Origin of the sequence: Nocardioides luteus, from assembly GCF_015752315.1 — a bacterium.
In the GTDB taxonomy this organism is placed as follows: domain Bacteria; phylum Actinomycetota; class Actinomycetes; order Propionibacteriales; family Nocardioidaceae; genus Nocardioides.
On record NZ_JADOVJ010000001.1, the window covers coordinates 743,368 to 759,993 of the forward strand.

Below are 16,626 nucleotides of genomic sequence, written 5' to 3' on the forward strand. Positions count from 1 at the left end.
TCAAACCTCGGGCATCAGGAATACCCCTGGTTTGAGTACGTGTCCTCGATCACCCCCGGCAGCGCCCCGGGAACGTCCGCCGGGACGGCCCGGGATCACCCGTGAAGCACCGTCCTGAACAGCGCACACGTCTCCTCGATCGCGAGCTGTGCCGCCTGCGAGTGGTGGCCCATCGCGAAGAAGCCGTGGATGAGGCCGTCGCAGTGGTGGTAGGTCGTGGGGACCCCCGAGCTCTCCAGCGCCTTGGCGTACGCGATGCCCTCATCACGCAGCGGATCGAACTCCGCGGTCACCACGACCGCCGGCGCCAGGCCCTCCAAGGAGCCCTTGATCGGGCTCAGCCGCGGGTCGGCGCGGTCGGCGTCGCCGACGTAGTTGTCGGAGAACCACTTCATCGTCGGCAGCTCGAGGAAGTAGCCGTGGCCGTTCTCGGCGTAGGAGGGGTAGCCGCTGGTCATGTCGGTCGCCGGGTAGATCAGCAGCTGGCCGGCGAGCTCCCGCCCCTCGGCGCGGAAGGCCTGGGCGACGGCGGCCGACAGGTTGCCGCCGGCGCTGTCGCCGGCGACCGCGACCCTGCCGTCACCACCGAGCGTCGCGGTGTTGTCGCTGACCCAGCGGGCCGCGGCCAGGGCGTCGTCGTAGGCGGCGGGGAAGGGGTGCTCGGGAGCGAGCCGGTAGTCGACCGCGACGACCACGGCGTCGCAGATCGTGGAGAGGTTGCGGGCCTGGTCCTCATGGGTGTCGAGGTCGCCGACCACCCAGCCGCCGCCGTGGAACATCACGATCGTCGGCAGCGGGCCCTGGGTGGTGGGCCGGTAGATGCGTACGTCCAGGTCGCCCGCCGGCCCTGGGATCACGGAGGCCTCCACCGAGCCGACCGGTGGAAGTGGGACGCCCTCGGCCAACGCGCGGTAGAGCGCTCGTGCCGTCGGCGGGTCGTAGGACTCCAGGGGCTGGCCCTTCGCGAAGAGGGTGAGCAGGTCAGCGATCTGGCTGTCGAGCGGAGGCATGGCGACAGTCATATCGGTAATCGCCAAAATGTGTCGAGCATCACGTTCTACTGATGGGACCGATTTGTCGAACGTGACCGGGAATAACCATTCGACAGGGGTGCCAGACTGGACGGCTGTGGGACATGTGGACGTTGCTGGAGTGCGGTTCCAGCTGCCTGACGGTCGAGTGCTGCTCGACGACGTCTCCTTCCGGGTGGGAGAGGGCGCGAAGGTGGCGCTGGTGGGCGCCAACGGCGCCGGGAAGACGACGCTGCTGCGGATCGTCACCGGCGAGCTGACCCCGACGGCCGGATCCGTCGTCCGCTCCGGCGGCCTCGGGGTGATGCGGCAGATGGTCGGCAGGGGCTCCTCGACCGTCGGCGAGCTGCTGCTCTCGGTGGCGCCCGCGCGCGTGCGCGAGGCCGCCGCGTCCGTGGAGGCGTGCGAGCTGGAGCTGATGTCGTCCGAGGACGAGCGGCTGCAGATGCGCTACGCGACCGCGCTGGCCGAGTACGCCGACGCCGGCGGCTACGACCTCGAGGTCGTCTGGGACGTGTGCACCATGGCCGGGCTCGGGGTGCCCTACGACCGCGCCCGCTACCGCTCCCTGGACACCCTGTCCGGCGGCGAGCAGAAGCGGCTGGTGCTCGAGTATCTGCTGCGCGGCCCCGACGAGGTGCTGTTGCTCGACGAGCCGGACAACTTCCTCGACGTACCCGGCAAGATCTGGCTGGAGCAGCGTATCCGGGAGTCTCCGAAGACGATCCTCTACGTCAGTCACGACCGTGAGCTGCTGGACAACACCGCGACCAGGGTGGTCACGGTCGAGCTCGGCGCCTCCGGCGCCGGCAACAGCACGTGGACGCATCCTGGTGGGTTCGCCTCGTACCACGAGGCCCGCAAGGACCGGTTCCTGCGCTTCGAGGAGCAGCGCCGTCGCTGGGACGAGGAGCACGCCAAGATCAAGGCGCTGGTCCTGCGGCTGAAGGTCAAGTCGGAGTACAACGACGGGATGTCCAGCCAGTACAAGGCGGCCCAGACACGGCTCCGGAAGTTCGAGGAGGCCGGGCCGCCCGTCGAGCAGCCACGAGAGCAGGCGGTGCAGATGCGGCTGCGCGGCGGCCGCACCGGCAAGCGGGCGGTGGTCTGCGAGGCGCTCGAGCTCACCGGACTGATGAGCCCGTTCGATCTCGAGGTCTGGTACGGCGAGCGGGTTGCCGTGCTCGGCTCCAACGGCTCGGGCAAGTCCCACTTCCTGCGGCTGCTCGCCCGCGGAGGCACCGACCCGGACGTGGAGCACCGCCCGGTCGAGGACACCCCCATCGAGCCGGTGCGCCACCGTGGGAAGGCCAAGCTCGGCGCCCGCGTGCGGCCGGGCTGGTTCGTGCAGACCCATGCCCACCCGGAGCTGGTGGGACGTACGCTGCTCGACATCCTGCACCGCGGCGACGTCACGCCTGACGGGCGAGGACGCGCCGGGATGGGGCGGGAGGCCGCCTCCAGGGTGCTCGACCGCTACGAGCTCGCGCAGGCCGCGGAGCAGACCTTCGACTCGCTCTCGGGCGGGCAGCAGGCGCGGTTCCAGATCCTCCTGCTGGAGCTCTCCGGTGCCACGCTGCTGCTCCTCGACGAGCCGACCGACAACCTCGACGTCCAGTCGGCCGAGGCGCTCGAGGCGGGGCTGGAGGCGTTCGAGGGCACCGTGATCGCGGTGACCCATGACCGCTGGTTCGCCCGTGGCTTCGACCGGTTCCTGGTCTACGGCGCCAATGGTGACGTCTACGAGTCCCCGGAGCCGGTGTGGGACGAGACGAGGGTGGAGAGGTCACGATGACCGAGCTGGTGATCGAGCGGGTCGACCCGTTCGACGACGAGGTCTTCGACGACTGGCACGACGTGATGACCGCGTCGTGGCTCGATGTACGTGGCCCCGACGCGGACCTGTGGGCGCGCGAGGAGCAGCGCGTCGAGCTGCAGCAGCAGACCGAGAAGACCGACCGCAGGGCCTACGTGGGCCGTGTCGGCGGCGAGGCGGTCGCCGCCGCCTGGATGGCCATGCCGCTGCTCGACAACCTCCACCGGGCGACCCTCGTGGTCGCCGTGCTGCCAGCCCACCGGCGACGGGGCCATGGCACCACCCTGCTGAACCATGTCGAGGCGGAGGCCCGCGCCCAGGGACGTACGTCGCTGACGGGTGAGATCTGGTGGCCGTGGTCGCTCGGCTCCGGCGGAGAGGGCTCGCCGGGTCGGGACTTCGGGATCGCGCGCGGCTATGCGCCCGCGCTGGTGGAGGTACGCCGCCTGCTGCGGCTGCCGGTGCCCGACGACGTCCTCGACCGGCTGGCGGCGCAGGCCGCCGAGCGGCACGGCGACTACACGCTGAGGTCCTGGGTCGGCCGGGTGCCCGACGACATCGTCGAGAGCTGGGCGGTGCTCGACGCCAGCCTGGAGACCGAGGCGCCGACCGGCGACCTCGACATCGAGGCGCCCGAGCCCGACGTGGCGAAGGTCCGCGAGACCGAGGCGCTGGTCGCGGCCCAGCAGCGCACCCTCTACCACTCGGTCGCGCTGGACCCGGAGGGCCGCGTCGTGGCCTACACGGTGATCGGCTACTCGAGCCTGGACGGCAACAGCTACCAGTGGGGCACCCTCGTCGAGGCGGCTCACCGCGGCCACCGGCTCGGGCTCGCGGTGAAGGTCGCCAACCTCAGGCTGCTCCAGGCCGAGCGGCCGGAGGTGCCGACCCTGAGCACCTACAACGCCGAGGTCAACTCCCACATGATCCAGGTCAACGAGGCCATGGGCTTCGAGCCCGTGGAGTGGCTGTGCAGCATCCAGAAGCAGGTCTCCTGACCCTCGTCCGCACGACGCACGAGCGCCTCATACCCGGTCAGAGACGGGCATGAGGCGCTCGGATGGTGGCACCCCGCGGCACTGAGACCCTGCGGACCCCAGCGTCTTGCGGGGAGATCAGGAGGCGTCGGAGTCCAGCGTCACCTTCTCGGTGTGCACGTCGCCGTTGCGCGACCAGGTGACCTCGACCTCGTCGTTGGGTCGGTAGGAGCGGACGGTCGCCACCAGGGAGTCCGATCCGGTGATGACGTGGTCGTCGACCTTGGTGATGACGTCGCCCTTCTCCAGGCCGGCCTTCTGGGCGGTGCTGCCCTGGGTGACCTCCTGGACCAGCGCTCCGGTCACCGACGTCTGGCCGTTCTGCGCCTCGGGGGCGTCGGAGACGGAGATGCCGAACTGCGCGTGGGTGGCCTGCTCGCCCTTCTCGAGCTGCTCGACGATCGGGTAGATCTCGTCGATCGGGATGGCGAACCCGATCCCGATGGAGCCCGCGTCCTCGCTGCTCGCGCCGCCGCCGGAGCGGATCGAGGCGTTGATGCCGACGAGGTTGCCGTTGAGGTCGACGAGCGCGCCACCCGAGTTGCCCGGGTTGATCGCGGCGTCGGTCTGCACCGCCGGGTAGACGGTCGCCGCACCGTTCTGGTCGACGCCGACGTTCACCGGGCGGTCGAGCGCGCTCACGATGCCGGTGGTCACCGTGGAGTCGAGCCCGAACGGGGAGCCGATCGCCACGACGCTCTGGCCGACGGTGAGGTTGGCGGACTTGCCGATCGTGATCGGGGTCAGGCCGGAGACGCCCTTCGCCTTGATCACGGCGGTGTCGGTGAGCGGGTCGGTCCCGAGGACCTCGGCGGAGGCCTTGGTGCCGTCGTTGAAGTCGACCGTCACCGTCCCGCCGTTGGCGGCCAGCTCGACCACGTGGTTGTTGGTCAGGATCGTGCCGTCGGAGGAGATGACGACGCCGGAGCCCGAGCCGGAGCCCTGCTGCGAGGTGACCTCGATCTTCACCACGGAGGGGAGGACCTTGGCGGAGACCTTCTCGATGCTGCCCTCGGGGGCCTTCGCGTCGACGACCTGGGAGGTGGCCGGGGTGTGCGCCCCGCCGCTGCTGCCGTCACCGGCGAGGGCGTCGTAGATCGCCGCGCCCCCGACGCCAGCGGTGCCGCCGGCGACCAGGGCACCGGCGAGGACCGCGGCGACGAGGCCGGTGCGGCCGATGGCGCGCTTCTTGGTGGGCGTGCCGGGCGTGCCGGGAGCACCGGGCACGGCAGGCATGACGGAGGTCTGGGCCGGCGGGGCCGCGAACGGGCCGGCGGGAGGCTGGGTGGATCCGGCAGGAGGGGCCGGGGGAGTCCACTGCGGCGGGGTCCCACTCGGCTGCTGAGGAGGGAGTTCGGTCATGTCTTCGAGTCTGGCCAGCGTCCCTGTGAACCGGCTGAGACAGCGCTATGCGGTCGCGAAGAGATGGCTCAGGACCCGGCGAGCAGCCCCACGACCGGTGCGAAGGCCTCCATCAGCTCGTCCCCGACCAGGATGTAGGAGACGCCCAGCCGCTCCCTGCGCTCACGGAGCTGGTCGGCCATCTCCGCGGGCGAGCCGCTCACGACGCCGACGGCGCCCGCGGCGGCGAGCGCGGCAGGATCGAGCCTTCCGGCCAGGTAGCGCGGGACCGTGTCGCCCACCGCCATCAGGTTCATGTTGAGCTCCGGGATGGCGCCGGGGCGGTCGGCGGAGCGTACCTGGTCGACGGCCGCCCGCACGGCAGATTCCTCGGCGTCGAAGGGGATCCCGAGGGCCGCGATGTCGGCGTGCTCGCCGGCGATCCGCAGCATCCGCGGGCCGCCGCCGGCGACCAGGAGCGGCACCTGCTGGGGTGGGGTGCCGTAGGGCAGCACCGAGGCCTCGACGGCGCGGTGGTGGGGACCCTCGACGGTGACGGTCTCGCCGGCGAGGAGCCGCTTGATCAGCCCGATCGACTCCACGAGCCGGTCGACGCGTACGCCGGGCCGGTCGAAGCCCAGCCCCAGCATCGCGTTCTCGCGCTCCGAGTCGGGGCGGCCGGCGCCGAGGCCCAGCTCGAAGCGGCCGCCCGAGAGCACGGCGAGGGTGGCCGACTCCTTGGCGACCTGGACCGGGTGGCGGAAGTCGTTGGCCAGGACGTACGTCCCCACCCGCAGCGTCGTGGTCACGGCCGCCGCAGCGGCCAGCGCGGGGAAGACGGCATGGCCGAAGGACACGTTGTCCGGCATGACGAGGGTGTCGTAGCCCGCGCTCTCGACGCGGCGGGCGAGGTCGCTCCACGCGGCTCCGGTCGGGGCCTGGGCGGCGACGACGCCGAAGCGGAAGGGTCTGGTCTCAGGTGTGCTGGTCATGCCCCCAGGCTCGTCCTGAGGGGGCGCGGGCGGATCCGTCCGCGGGCGGTCGCGGCGTACGCAGATCTGCGCAGCTACTCGGCCTCGATCCGCAGGGTCACCTGCTTGAGCAGCGCCGCGAGCTCGGTACGCCGCTCCGGGCTGAGCGCCTCCAGCAGTCTGTTCTCGGCCTCGCCGCGCAGGTCCATCGCCCGTCGCCAGATCTCGATACCGGCCCTGGTCGCCTCGACGCTGATCTTGCGGCGGTCCTCCACCGATGCGGTACGCCGCACCCACCCGGCCTTCTCCATGCTGTCGAGCCGTCCCGTCATCCCGGCCGGGCTGATGTCGAGGTCCTTCGCGAGGGCGGTGGGCGAGGCGTGGCCAGGGGTGTCGCGGATCATCAGCATGTGGAGGGTCATGTACTCGAAGTCGGCCAGCCCGACCTCGCTCGCCGCTGCCCGGCGCGCGTCGCTGAAGAACTTGGAGATGGATCCGATCCGCACCGTGATCGCCTCGATCTCGTCGTCGAAGTCGATGTCGAGCCAGTGGTCGCGCCACCGCGCCACGTGACGGTCGGCCCGGTCCTCGGTGAGGTCCTCGGTGAGCTCCTCGGTGAGGTCTTCGCGGGACGTCTCGGAGGCTCGCATCTCAGGCATGTGCCGATCCTACCTTTCGCCGGCTGATAATTCGTTGACGAATAGTTCGCTGGCGAACTACCTTCCCGCTATGACTGCCACCACCCCACCGCCGACCGCGCGTCGCTCGCCGCTGAGGCATCGCAACTTCCGCCGCCTCGTGACCGGCACGGCGTCCTCGTCGCTGGGCAACGCGATCACCCCGGTCGCGCTGGCGTTCGCGGTGCTCGACCTGGGTGGCACGGCGACGCAGCTGGGCCTGGTCGAGGCCGTGTTCGCGGCCTGTCAGGTGCTGACCACGCTGGCCGGGGGAGTGCTCGGCGACCGGGTCTCGCGCAAGGTGATGATGGAGGGCACAGCGGCGATCAGCGCCGTCGTCGTCGGGTCGCTGGCGGCGACGGTGATCCTCGACGTCGCGACGATCCCGTCGATCGCGGTGATGGGCGGTCTCGCCGGCATCGTCGCCGCCCTCAACCAGCCCTCGGCGATGGCGATGACCAAGGTGGTCGTGCCCGACGAGGACCTGGGCGCCGCGGTCTCCCTCCGGTCGCTGCTCCAGACCACCGCCTCGACCGTCGGCTACGCCCTCGGCGGGGTGCTCGTCGCGGCCGTCGGGCCGGGGTGGGCGATCACGATCGACGCGCTCACCTTCGCCATCGCCGCCGTCGCCTACGCGGGGATGCGGGTCCCGCACGACCGCGAGCCGCGCAAGGCCTCGATGCTCGCCGACCTCGGCGAGGGCTTCCGCGAGGTGATGCGGCACTCGTGGCTGTGGTTCCTGATCCTGCAGGCGCTGCTCTACCACCTGTTCTGGTCCGGGGCTCACAGCGTGCTCGGCCCCATCGTGGTCGGTGAGGGGATCGGCCGGGCCTCGTGGGGCTTCGCGCTGGCCGCGCTGATGGCGGGATTCGTCGTCGGCGGCCTGGTCTGCCTGCGGTTCCGCCCGCGTCGGCTGCTCTCCGTGGGCGTGGTCTTCCTGGCGATGACCGGCCTCTTCCCGGTCTCCATGGCCCTCTCGGACACGCTCTGGCCGATCCTGATCGGCGCCTTCCTGCACGGGTTCGGGCTCCAGATCTTCGACGTCTTCTGGCAGATCGCGATCCAGCAGGAGATCCCCGAGGAGAAGCTCTCCCGGGTCTACGCCTTCGACATCGTGGGATCGTTCGTCGCCCGCCCCGTGGGGCTCGCGCTCGTCGGCCCGGTCGCCGTCGCGGTGGGCTTCGACACCTGGCTGCTCGTGGTCGCCGCGGTGATCTCCGGCAGCGCCCTGCTGTCGATGTCCTTCGCGGGCGTACGCCGCCTGGAGCGCGCGCCCGACCAGGGTCTCGTCTAGAGCGCCGTCACCGGGAGGCCGAGCGAGACCAGGTCCCTGCGGAGCTGCTCGGCCCCGGTGAACTGGAACGCCTGCATGCCGAGTGCCGCGGCGGCGGCCACGTTGGCGGCGCTGTCGTCGACGAAGGCCAGCCGCTCCAGCGGTGTCCCGGCGCGCTCGGCGACGAGCCGGTAGATCGCCGGATCGGGCTTCGCCAGGCGTACCTCACCGGAGACGACGACGTCGCGGAGCAGCCCGATCACGTCGTAGGACGCCGGAGCATGGGGATAGAGCTCGGCGGACCAGTTGGTCAGCCCGAGTTGCGGGAACCCGGCAGCGGCGAGCTCGCGGACCAGCTCATGGGTGCCGGGGACCGGGCCGAGGAGCGAGAGCGGGAAGTTGTCGACGTACGCCGCCCCTGCAGCGATCCACTCAGGAGCCTCGTCCTCGAGCACCGTGAGCGCCTGGGCCCAGGTGCGGCCGGCGTCCTGGGCGTAGTTCCACGAGCCGAAGTCGTAAGACTCCAGGAACGCACGGGCATCGGCGTCACCGATCCCGGCGGCGATCGCCGGGAGCGGGTCCCAGCGGATCAGCACGTTGCCGAAATCCCAGACGACCCCGTCCACCACGGCGGTGGTGGACGGGGTCTGCGTGTCGGGAGCCGTCACGCCCAGCGCACGTCGCGCGGCACGAACTCGAGGCCGCGCTCGCCGGTGTAGATCTGCTTCGGACGGGCGATCTTCTGCTCCTTGTCCTGGACGAGCTCCAGCCACTGGGAGAGCCAGCCCGGCGTGCGCCCGATGGCGAACAGCACGGTGAACATCTCCGGCGGGAACTCCAGGGCCTCGTAGATGAGGCCGGAGTAGAAGTCGACGTTCGGGTAGAGCTTGCGCTTGACGAAGTACTCGTCCTCGAGCGCGATCTTCTCCAGCTCCTGGGCGATGTCGAGGAGCGGGTTGGTGCCGGTCACCTCGAACACGTTGTAGGCCTGCTGCTTGATCAGCTTCGCGCGCGGGTCGTAGTTCTTGTAGACCCGGTGGCCGAAGCCCATCAGCCGCTCGTTGCCGGCCTTGACGCCCTCGATGAAGGCGGGGATGTTCTCGACCTTGCCGATGCGGCGCAGCATCCGGAGCACGGCCTCGTTGGCGCCACCGTGGAGCGGGCCGAAGAGGGCACCGACGCCGGCGGCGACCGAGGAGTAGGGGTCGACCTGGGTCGAGCCGACGCTGCGGACCGCGTTGGCGGAGGCGTTCTGCTCGTGGTCGGCGTGCAGGATGAAGAGGGTGTCGAGCGCCTTCTCGATGCGCTCGTCCGGCGCGTACTTCGACTCGCTCATCTTGAAGAGCATGGAGAGGAAGTTGCCGGTGTAGGACAGGTCGTTGTCCGGGTAGACGTAGGGCTTGCCCTGCGCGTGCCGGAACGCCCAGGCGCCGAGCGTCGGCATCTTGGCGATCAGCCGGATGATCTGCAGGCGGCGGTTGTCGGGGTCGGAGATGTTGGCGGCGTCCGGGTAGAACGTCGACATCGCACCGACCGACGCCATGAGCATGCCCATCGGGTGGGCGTCATAGCGGAAGCCCTGCATGAACTCCTTGATGTTCTCGTGCACGAACGTGTGGTAGGTGATCTCGTGCACCCACGCGTCGTACTCCTCCTTGGTCGGCAGCGCGCCGTGGACCAGAAGGTAGGAGACCTCGAGGAAGTTGGAGTTCTCCGCGAGCTGTTCGATGGGATAGCCGCGATATTCGAGGATTCCCTTGTCACCGTCGATGTAGGTGACGGAAGATCGGCACGAAGCGGTGTTGACGAAACCGGGGTCGTAGACCGCCAGGCCGGGCCCCTCTTCGTTGTTAGCCGGGTCCGCGGCCTTGATCTTCCCCAGGTCGGCGGCGCGGATGGTGCCGTCGGTGATCGGGATGTCGTACTCCACCCCGGTGCGGTTGTCACGCACTGTTAGAGATTCGGTCACGATCAGCAACGGTAACCCTCTTGAAATCGCCTACGTAACTCGGTGTCCCACCCATTGGCCGATTTCGGCTCAGAGCCGGAACCTGCTGCGCGCCGGTTTGGTGTCGCCGGACGGCTCGTCGTCGCCGAACCGGGTCAGCGCATCGCGCAGCCGATGAAGGTCGAGAACGGTCTGCACAGACCTCTCGTTGAGGGTGTCGTCCTCTCCACGGAGCGCACGCAGCGCGTCCTGGACCTCGGTCTCGCTCGGCTCCCCGGTCATGGGGACATAATCTAGGTGCCCAGGCCAAGACCGCCTAGTGCGGCTCGTCCATGACTTCCGGGTCGGCGCCATGGGCCACCCGCCACAGCAGCACCGCGACCGCCGCGCGCTGCCGCCCGCGCCCCTTGACGGGCGAGTAGCCGAGCTGGCCGCTCAGCCAGGTCAGTCGCTCCTGGAGCGTCGAGTGGTGCACATGGAGCATCGCGGCCGACTGCCTCAGGCTCGGCTGGTCGAGCACCGCATGGAGGGTGTCCACGACCCAGGGATGGCCGGCGAGCAGCTCGTCGAGACGTCGTACGTCACCCACCCCCGCCGCCTCCTGGGGGCTGATCCGCTCGGCGATGACGGCCAGTGCACCGAGGTCCTCGTGACGGACCACCGACGGTGCGAGGCCGCCGACCGTCGCGGCGAGCCGGAGTGCGGTCCGTGCCTGCTCCAGCGCGGTCGGCAGCCGGAGCGGGTCGGAGGCGACCGCGGCCCCGGCCCGGATCCCCTCCGGGAGTGCGGGCGTGCCGGGAAGCAGCCCGACGACCAGCGAGCCCATGGTGCTGATCAGGGTCGCCCGCACGTCGGCGGAGGTGCTCAGCACCACCGTCACGGGACCGGTGAGCCCGAGCCGGGCGACGGCGTCACGCCTGTCGGCATCGGCCGCGCCGGGGTCGCACGCGATCCTCACCAGGCCGCTGGTCGAGGGCGGTGCCGAGCCGGTGCTCAGTGCCTGCAGGGCGCGGGCGGCGCGCTCGAGGATGAGGGCGTCCAGGGGGCCGTCGCCCCCGGCGCGCTCCAGCCAGAGCCACGAGCCCGGCTGGCCGGGGACGGGCTCGTGGCGCCAGTCGCCCTCGTCCTTCCCGGTCAGCGTCCGGCCGTCGGGGGTGAACCGCCGCACCAGGGCCCGGGCCGCGTCGTGGAGGCCCGCCGTGGCGCCGGACAGCGCTGCGGCGGCGCGTACGACCGCCGCAGTCGACGCTCTCTCGTCCACGAGCCGGTCGAAGTGGTCGATGACGCGCAGCGCGCTGGCCGCGTCGTCGTCGACCACCTCGAGCTTGCCGATCAGATCTCGCACCTGAACCTCCCCGGCCTACTCTCGCCCACCGGACGCGAGCAGGCCAGCGGATCAGCCCTCGAGAGCTCTGCGGATGAACTCGTCGCGGGTCGCGATCGAGGCGCGGGAGACGGCGGCGTGTGCGGCCATCATGTCGAAGCCGTGGAATCCGCCGCCCCACATGTGGAGGTCGACGCTGACGCCGGCCTCCGAGAGCCGCCGGGCGTAGTCCAGGGTCTCGTCGCGGAACGTCTCCGCCGAGCCGGTGTCGATGTAGGTGCGGGGGAGGCCGGTGAGGTCCTCGGCGCGTGCCGGCGCTGCGTACGGGGAGACGTCGGGGCCGCCGCGGCGGTCGCCGAGCAGCGCCGTCCAGCCGAACAGGTTCGCCTGGCGGTCCCAGACGCCCTCGTCGTCGAGCATGTGGCTGCTGTGGGTCTGGAACCGGTCGTCGAGCATCGGGCAGATCAGGATCTGGTGGCTCAGCTTCGGGAAGGCGCGGTCGCGGGCGAGCAGCGCCGTGCCGGCGGCGAGGCCGCCACCGGCGCTCGCTCCCGCGATCATGATGCGCTCGGGGTCGATGCCGAGCTCGGCCGCGTTCTTGGCGGTCCAGGCCAGGCCGGCGTAGCAGTCCTCCACGGGCGCGGGGTCGGGATGCTCCGGAGCGAGGCGGTACTCCACCGAGACGACCACGGCGTTGCCGGCCGCGACCTGGTCGAGGAACATCTCCACCCCGAGCCGGCGGTTTCCGATCACCATCCCGCCGCCGTGGGTGTGGTAGACCGCGGGCCGCGGCGGGCCGTCGGTGGCGGGGCTCAGGATCAGCAGCGTGATGTCGGGGTCGCCCTCCGGGCCGGGGACCTGACGCTCCTCGACCGTGACCGCACCGCCGACGGTCAGGTCCACCGGCTCCATGCCGGGGAAGCCGTCGACGCTCTGCTGCCGCGCCACCGCGAGGGTCTCGGCCGAGAGCGACGGCATCGCCTCGCGTACCAGCTCGAGGACCGGCACGAGCTCCGGATCGAACGGCGGGCGGACGGGGGCGTCGGGGAAGATCTGGTCGGTGGTCGTCTCGGTCATGGGCCACTCCTTCGGTGAACGGGGGTGTACCCAGCGTCCTCCCGGCTTCATACCTCACGGAACCCGGCCTGTGGCGGGAATCACATCGACCGGTCCCGCCATCCGGCGGGCCGGGTCCGGGCTGAGCGCCTCGCCGGGCCGCCGGAGAAACCGATGTGCGGTGGAGGGGTGCGCCGGGGGAGAATGGGAGACCTCATGTCCGAGTCCGACCAGCCCGCCGCCACCTCCGTCGCGATCACCTATCCCGCGGAGCTCCCGGTCACCCAGCGCCGCGAGGACATCGCCGCGGCCATCCGTGACCACCAGGTCGTGATCATCGCCGGTGAGACCGGGTCCGGGAAGACGACCCAGCTGCCCAAGATCTGCCTGGAGCTGGGCCGGGGTTCGAACGGGATCATCGGGCACACCCAGCCCCGCCGGATCGCGGCACGATCGGTCGCGGAGCGGATCGCCTCCGAGCTCGGCACCGAGCTCGGCGACCTGGTCGGCTATCAGGTGCGGTTCACCGACAAGTCGTCTGCCGCGAGCCGGATCAAGCTGATGACCGACGGCATCCTGCTCGCCGAGCTGCAGCGCGACCGCGACCTGCGCCGCTACGACACGATCATCATCGACGAGGCCCACGAGCGGTCGCTCAACATCGACTTCCTGCTGGGCTACCTGCGCCGGCTGCTGCCGCGGCGCCCGGACCTGAAGCTGATCATCACCTCGGCGACCATCGACCCGGAGCGGTTCGCGGCCCACTTCTCCGATGTGAGCACCGGTGAGCCGGCGCCGATCATCGAGGTCTCCGGGCGCACCTATCCGGTCGAGGTCCGCTACCGGCCGCTGATGGAGCTCTCCGAAGAGACTGGGCCTGAAAAGGATGGGGAGGGCGAGGTCGTCGTCCGCGACCAGACCGAGGCCATCGTCGACGCGGTCGAGGAGCTCTCCGCCGAGGGGCCCGGCGACGTGCTCGTCTTCCTCCCCGGTGAGCGGGAGATCCGGGACGCGGCCGATGCGCTCGGCGATGCGCTGGGGTTGAACCGCGGCGGCCCGTCGACCGGTCTCGTCGAGATCGTGCCCCTGTTCTCGAGGCTCTCGGCCGCCGACCAGCACCGGGTCTTCTCACCCCACACCGGCCGCCGGATCGTGCTCGCGACCAACGTCGCCGAGACCTCGCTGACGGTCCCCGGGATCAAGTACGTCGTCGACACCGGTGTCGCCCGGATCTCGCGCTACTCCGCACGCACCAAGGTGCAGCGGCTGCCCATCGAGCCGATCTCGCAGGCCTCGGCGAACCAGCGCTCGGGACGTACGGGGCGGGTCGAGGCGGGCATCGCGATCCGGCTCTACTCCGAGGAGGACTTCGAGGGACGGCCGGAGTTCACCGACCCGGAGATCCTGCGGACCAACCTGGCGTCGGTCATCCTGCAGATGGCCTCGCTCGGGCTCGGTGACATCGCCCGGTTCCCGTTCGTGGAGGCGCCGGACCGGCGCAACATCACCGCCGGCGTACAGCTGCTGGAGGAGCTCGGCGCGATGCGCGGGCAGCGGCTGACGAAGCTGGGCCGGCGGCTGGCCAGGCTGCCCATCGACCCGCGGCTGGCGCGGATGGTGCTCGAGGCCGAGCGGCTCGGGTGCGTACGCGACGTCATCGTCGTCGCCGCCGCGCTCTCGCTCCAGGACCCGCGTGAGCGGCCGGGCCAGGACCACCCCAAGGAGCAGGCGCAGGCCGACCAGCTGCACGCGCGGTTCAAGGACGAGACCTCCGACTTCCTCACCTGGCTCAACCTGTGGCGCTATCTGAAGGAGCAGCAGCGCGAGCTCTCGTCCTCGGCGTTCCGGCGGCTGTGCAAGCGGGAGTTCCTCCACTACGTACGCGTCCGGGAGTGGCAGGACCTGGAGTCGCAGCTGCGGCAGGTGTGCCGGGAGATGAAGATCGATCTCGGCAAGGGGCATCGCGACGTCGGTCACGAGGCCGGGGAGGACAAGGCCGCCTACGACGCCGACGGGATCCACCAGGCGCTGCTCTCCGGGCTGCTCTCGCACATCGGGGCGCTGGAGGAGCGGGACCAGAAGGCCGACGCGGCGCGGGCCCGGGAGAAGCGGCGGCCGGGACCGCGGGAGTACCTGGGCGCCCGGGGTGCGAAGTTCGCGATCTTCCCCGGCTCGACGCTGCACCGGAAGAACCCGCAGTTCGTGATGTCGGCGGAGCTGGTCGAGACCTCCCGCCTCTGGGCCCGGCAGAACGCCTCGATCAAGCCCGAGTGGGCCGAGCGACTCGGCGGTGACCTGGTCAAACGCACCTACTCCGAGCCGCACTGGTCGCAGAAGCGCGCCTCGGTGATGGCCCGGGAGAAGGTGACCCTCTACGGCGTTCCGCTGGTCGCGGACCGTCCCGTCGCCTTCGGCAAGATCGATCCCGAGCTGTCTCGTGAGCTCTTCATCCGGCACGCGCTGGTCTACGGCGAGTGGCGCACCAACCACCGTTTCCTCCGCGACAACGCGAAGCTGATGGAGGAGGCGGAGGAGCTCGAGCACCGGGCCCGCCGCCGCGACATCGTGGTCGACGAGCACGCGCTCTTCGACTTCTACGACCGCCGGCTCCCGGCGTCCATCGTGTCCGGGGCCCACTTCGACCAGTGGTGGAAGCAGGCCCGGCGGGAGACGCCCGACCTGCTCACCTTCGACCTGTCGATGCTCACCAACGAAGCCGCGGGCGAGGTCACCGAGGCCGACTTCCCGGCCGAGTGGGACGCAGGGCCGCTGACCTTCTCGCTGAGCTACCAGTTCGAGCCGGGTGCCGCCGACGACGGGCTGACGATCGACGTACCGGTCGCCACGCTCAACCGCGTCGGCGCCGACGACTTCTCCTGGCTGGTGCCGGGGCTGCGCGAGGAGCTGGTGACCGCGCTGATCCGGTCGCTGCCCAAGCCGCTCCGGGTCAGCTTCGTTCCGGCTCCCGACAAGGCGCGTGCCTTCCTGAAGGAGACCCCGCCGGGGGAGGAGCCGCTACTGACCGCGCTGGAGCGCTGGGCGCGCTCGACCGCGGGCGTGCACATCCCGCGCGAGGCGTGGGACTGGGCCAAGGTGCCCGAGCACCTGCGGCCGACCTACCGGGTCGTCGGCGAGGACGGTCGCGAGACGGCCCGCGGCAAGGACCTGGACGCGCTCAAGGCGCCGCTGGAGGGCGAGTTCGAGGCAGCGATCGCCGAGGTCGCCGCCTCGGCCGGCCACACCCGCACCGGCGAGACGACCTGGGTCTTCGGCTCGATCGAGACCACGGTCACCGAGAAGCGCGCCGGCCACGAGGTCACCGTCTTCCCGTGCCTCTCCGACGAGGGCACGACGGTCGGTCTCGTCGTCGCCGGCTCCGCCGAGGAGGCCGAGGCGCGTCATCGTCTCGGCGTCGTCAGGCTGCTGCTCCTGGCCCTGCCCGACGTCGGCAAGCAGGTCGTCGACGGGCTCTCCACCATGGAGAAGCTCGCCCTGGCCGGGTCTCCCTACCCCAGCGCCGCCGAGCTCGTCGAGGACTGCCGTGCCGCCGTCGTCCGCCAGCTCGTCGATGCCCGTCCGCTGCCGCGGACCGAGGAGGCGTACGCCGCGCTGCTGGCCGCCGCCGGCACGCCGGCCGACCTCGTCGCCGCCGTCCGGGCGGTCCTCGCCGACGTGATGCGGGCGCTCGAGGCGTACCGCGAGACCGACAAGGCGCTCTCCGGGCGGGCCGACATGTTCCAGCTCCCGGCCCTGACCGACATGAAGGACCAGCTCGCCCGGCTGGTCCACCGGGGCTTCGTCGCCGAGGCCGGTGCCCAGCAAATCCGGCGGTACCCGACCTATCTGAAGGCCATCGTCGAGCGCCGTCGCAAGCTCGACGCCGACCTGCGCGCCGACCGCACCACCCACGACCGGATCGCGTCGCTCCAGGAGGCCTACCTGCACCAGGTCGAGGCGCTGCCCGAGGGCCGGCCGCCCGGGCCGAGGCTGCGGCAGGTGCGGTGGATGCTCGAGGAGTACCGCGTCCAGCTCTGGGCCCAGCATCTCGGCACCGCCGAGAAGGTCTCCGACACGCGGATCCGCAAGCTGCTCGGCTGACGGACCCGACCGATCGGGATGCGTCCGGCGGTGGCGATGGCTACGCTCGTAGGG

The 16,626-nt window shown here is 70.9% G+C and carries 13 protein-coding genes; 4 read left to right on the forward strand and 9 right to left on the reverse strand.

The window, feature by feature from the left end:
* Nucleotides 1–95: 95 nt before the first annotated feature.
* The gene (locus HD557_RS03625; RefSeq protein ID WP_231380162.1) at nucleotides 96–1,010 is read right to left on the reverse strand and encodes an alpha/beta hydrolase; all 915 of its coding nucleotides are present in this window, start codon (nucleotides 1,008–1,010) and stop codon (nucleotides 96–98) included.
* Nucleotides 1,011–1,128: 118 nt separating this feature from the next.
* Here HD557_RS03625 and HD557_RS03630 point away from each other — a divergent pair, with 118 nt between their 5' ends.
* Together HD557_RS03630 and HD557_RS03635 are read left to right on the forward strand one after the other, a co-directional pair.
* Nucleotides 1,129–2,826: an ABC-F family ATP-binding cassette domain-containing protein gene (locus HD557_RS03630; protein WP_196872830.1), complete on the forward strand. Its 1,698-nt coding sequence runs from the start codon at nucleotides 1,129–1,131 to the stop codon at nucleotides 2,824–2,826.
* Complete coding sequence (locus tag HD557_RS03635) at nucleotides 2,823–3,845, forward strand: GNAT family N-acetyltransferase (protein ID WP_196872831.1); 1,023 nt, start codon at nucleotides 2,823–2,825, stop codon at nucleotides 3,843–3,845. Before HD557_RS03630 ends, HD557_RS03635 begins: the two co-directional genes overlap by 4 nt.
* Before the next feature lie 117 nt (nucleotides 3,846–3,962).
* Here the strand turns inward: HD557_RS03635 and HD557_RS03640 are convergent, their stop codons facing one another.
* The 3 genes from HD557_RS03640 to HD557_RS03650 all read right to left on the reverse strand — a co-directional run bounded on the left by HD557_RS03640 (nucleotide 3,963) and on the right by HD557_RS03650 (nucleotide 6,855).
* On the reverse strand, nucleotides 3,963–5,246 hold the full coding sequence (locus HD557_RS03640; RefSeq protein WP_231380163.1) for a S1C family serine protease: 1,284 nt from the start codon (nucleotides 5,244–5,246) through the stop codon (nucleotides 3,963–3,965).
* A gap of 68 nt (nucleotides 5,247–5,314) precedes the next feature.
* Nucleotides 5,315–6,217, reverse strand: a complete 903-nt coding sequence (locus tag HD557_RS03645; RefSeq protein WP_196872832.1) for a TIGR03621 family F420-dependent LLM class oxidoreductase — start codon at nucleotides 6,215–6,217, stop codon at nucleotides 5,315–5,317.
* Between the two features lie 74 nt (nucleotides 6,218–6,291).
* A complete protein-coding gene (locus HD557_RS03650; protein ID WP_196872833.1) occupies nucleotides 6,292–6,855 on the reverse strand; it encodes a MarR family winged helix-turn-helix transcriptional regulator in 564 nt (187 codons plus the stop codon).
* Nucleotides 6,856–6,925: 70 nt separating this feature from the next.
* Here HD557_RS03650 and HD557_RS03655 point away from each other — a divergent pair, with 70 nt between their 5' ends.
* On the forward strand, nucleotides 6,926–8,167 hold the full coding sequence (locus HD557_RS03655) for an MFS transporter (protein ID WP_196872834.1): 1,242 nt from the start codon (nucleotides 6,926–6,928) through the stop codon (nucleotides 8,165–8,167).
* On the opposite strand, the gene HD557_RS03660 is transcribed toward HD557_RS03655, so the two are convergent.
* The 5 genes from HD557_RS03660 to HD557_RS03680 all read right to left on the reverse strand — a co-directional run bounded on the left by HD557_RS03660 (nucleotide 8,164) and on the right by HD557_RS03680 (nucleotide 12,495).
* Nucleotides 8,164–8,814, reverse strand: a complete 651-nt coding sequence (locus HD557_RS03660) for an HAD-IA family hydrolase (protein ID WP_196872835.1) — start codon at nucleotides 8,812–8,814, stop codon at nucleotides 8,164–8,166. The two genes, HD557_RS03655 and HD557_RS03660, sit on opposite strands and share 4 nt — an antisense overlap.
* Nucleotides 8,811–10,115, reverse strand: coding sequence for a citrate synthase (locus HD557_RS03665; RefSeq protein ID WP_008361084.1), 1,305 nt, complete (start codon nucleotides 10,113–10,115; stop codon nucleotides 8,811–8,813). Before HD557_RS03665 ends, HD557_RS03660 begins: the two co-directional genes overlap by 4 nt.
* A 69-nt stretch (nucleotides 10,116–10,184) precedes the next feature.
* Entirely contained in the window at nucleotides 10,185–10,376 is a 192-nt protein-coding gene (locus tag HD557_RS03670) for a hypothetical protein (RefSeq protein WP_008361086.1), read from the reverse strand.
* A 34-nt stretch (nucleotides 10,377–10,410) separates the two neighbouring features.
* Nucleotides 10,411–11,439, reverse strand: a complete 1,029-nt coding sequence (locus HD557_RS03675) for a helix-turn-helix domain-containing protein (RefSeq protein ID WP_196872836.1) — start codon at nucleotides 11,437–11,439, stop codon at nucleotides 10,411–10,413.
* Between the two features lie 51 nt (nucleotides 11,440–11,490).
* Nucleotides 11,491–12,495 (reverse strand): alpha/beta hydrolase, encoded by a 1,005-nt coding sequence (locus HD557_RS03680; RefSeq protein ID WP_196872837.1) that lies wholly within the window; start codon nucleotides 12,493–12,495, stop codon nucleotides 11,491–11,493.
* A gap of 183 nt (nucleotides 12,496–12,678) precedes the next feature.
* Between HD557_RS03680 and hrpA the strand changes: the two genes are divergently transcribed.
* A complete protein-coding gene (hrpA, locus tag HD557_RS03685; protein ID WP_196872838.1) occupies nucleotides 12,679–16,572 on the forward strand; it encodes an ATP-dependent RNA helicase HrpA in 3,894 nt (1,297 codons plus the stop codon).
* Nucleotides 16,573–16,626: the final 54 nt, after the last annotated feature.

Excerpts from the sequence above, each read along its gene's own strand:
- HD557_RS03625 (WP_231380162.1), bottom strand. The coding sequence starts at position 1,010 with ATGCCTCCGCTCGACAGCCAGATCGCTGACCTGCTCACCCTCTTCGCG.
- HD557_RS03635 (WP_196872831.1), top strand. The coding sequence starts at position 2,823 with ATGACCGAGCTGGTGATCGAGCGGGTCGACCCGTTCGACGACGAGGTC.
- HD557_RS03640 (WP_231380163.1), bottom strand. The coding sequence starts at position 5,246 with ATGACCGAACTCCCTCCTCAGCAGCCGAGTGGGACCCCGCCGCAGTGG.
- HD557_RS03645 (WP_196872832.1), bottom strand. The coding sequence starts at position 6,217 with ATGACCAGCACACCTGAGACCAGACCCTTCCGCTTCGGCGTCGTCGCC.
- HD557_RS03650 (WP_196872833.1), bottom strand. The coding sequence starts at position 6,855 with ATGCCTGAGATGCGAGCCTCCGAGACGTCCCGCGAAGACCTCACCGAG.
- HD557_RS03655 (WP_196872834.1), top strand. The coding sequence starts at position 6,926 with ATGACTGCCACCACCCCACCGCCGACCGCGCGTCGCTCGCCGCTGAGG.
- HD557_RS03670 (WP_008361086.1), bottom strand. The coding sequence starts at position 10,376 with ATGACCGGGGAGCCGAGCGAGACCGAGGTCCAGGACGCGCTGCGTGCG.
- HD557_RS03680 (WP_196872837.1), bottom strand. The coding sequence starts at position 12,495 with ATGACCGAGACGACCACCGACCAGATCTTCCCCGACGCCCCCGTCCGC.
- hrpA (WP_196872838.1), top strand. The coding sequence starts at position 12,679 with ATGGGAGACCTCATGTCCGAGTCCGACCAGCCCGCCGCCACCTCCGTC.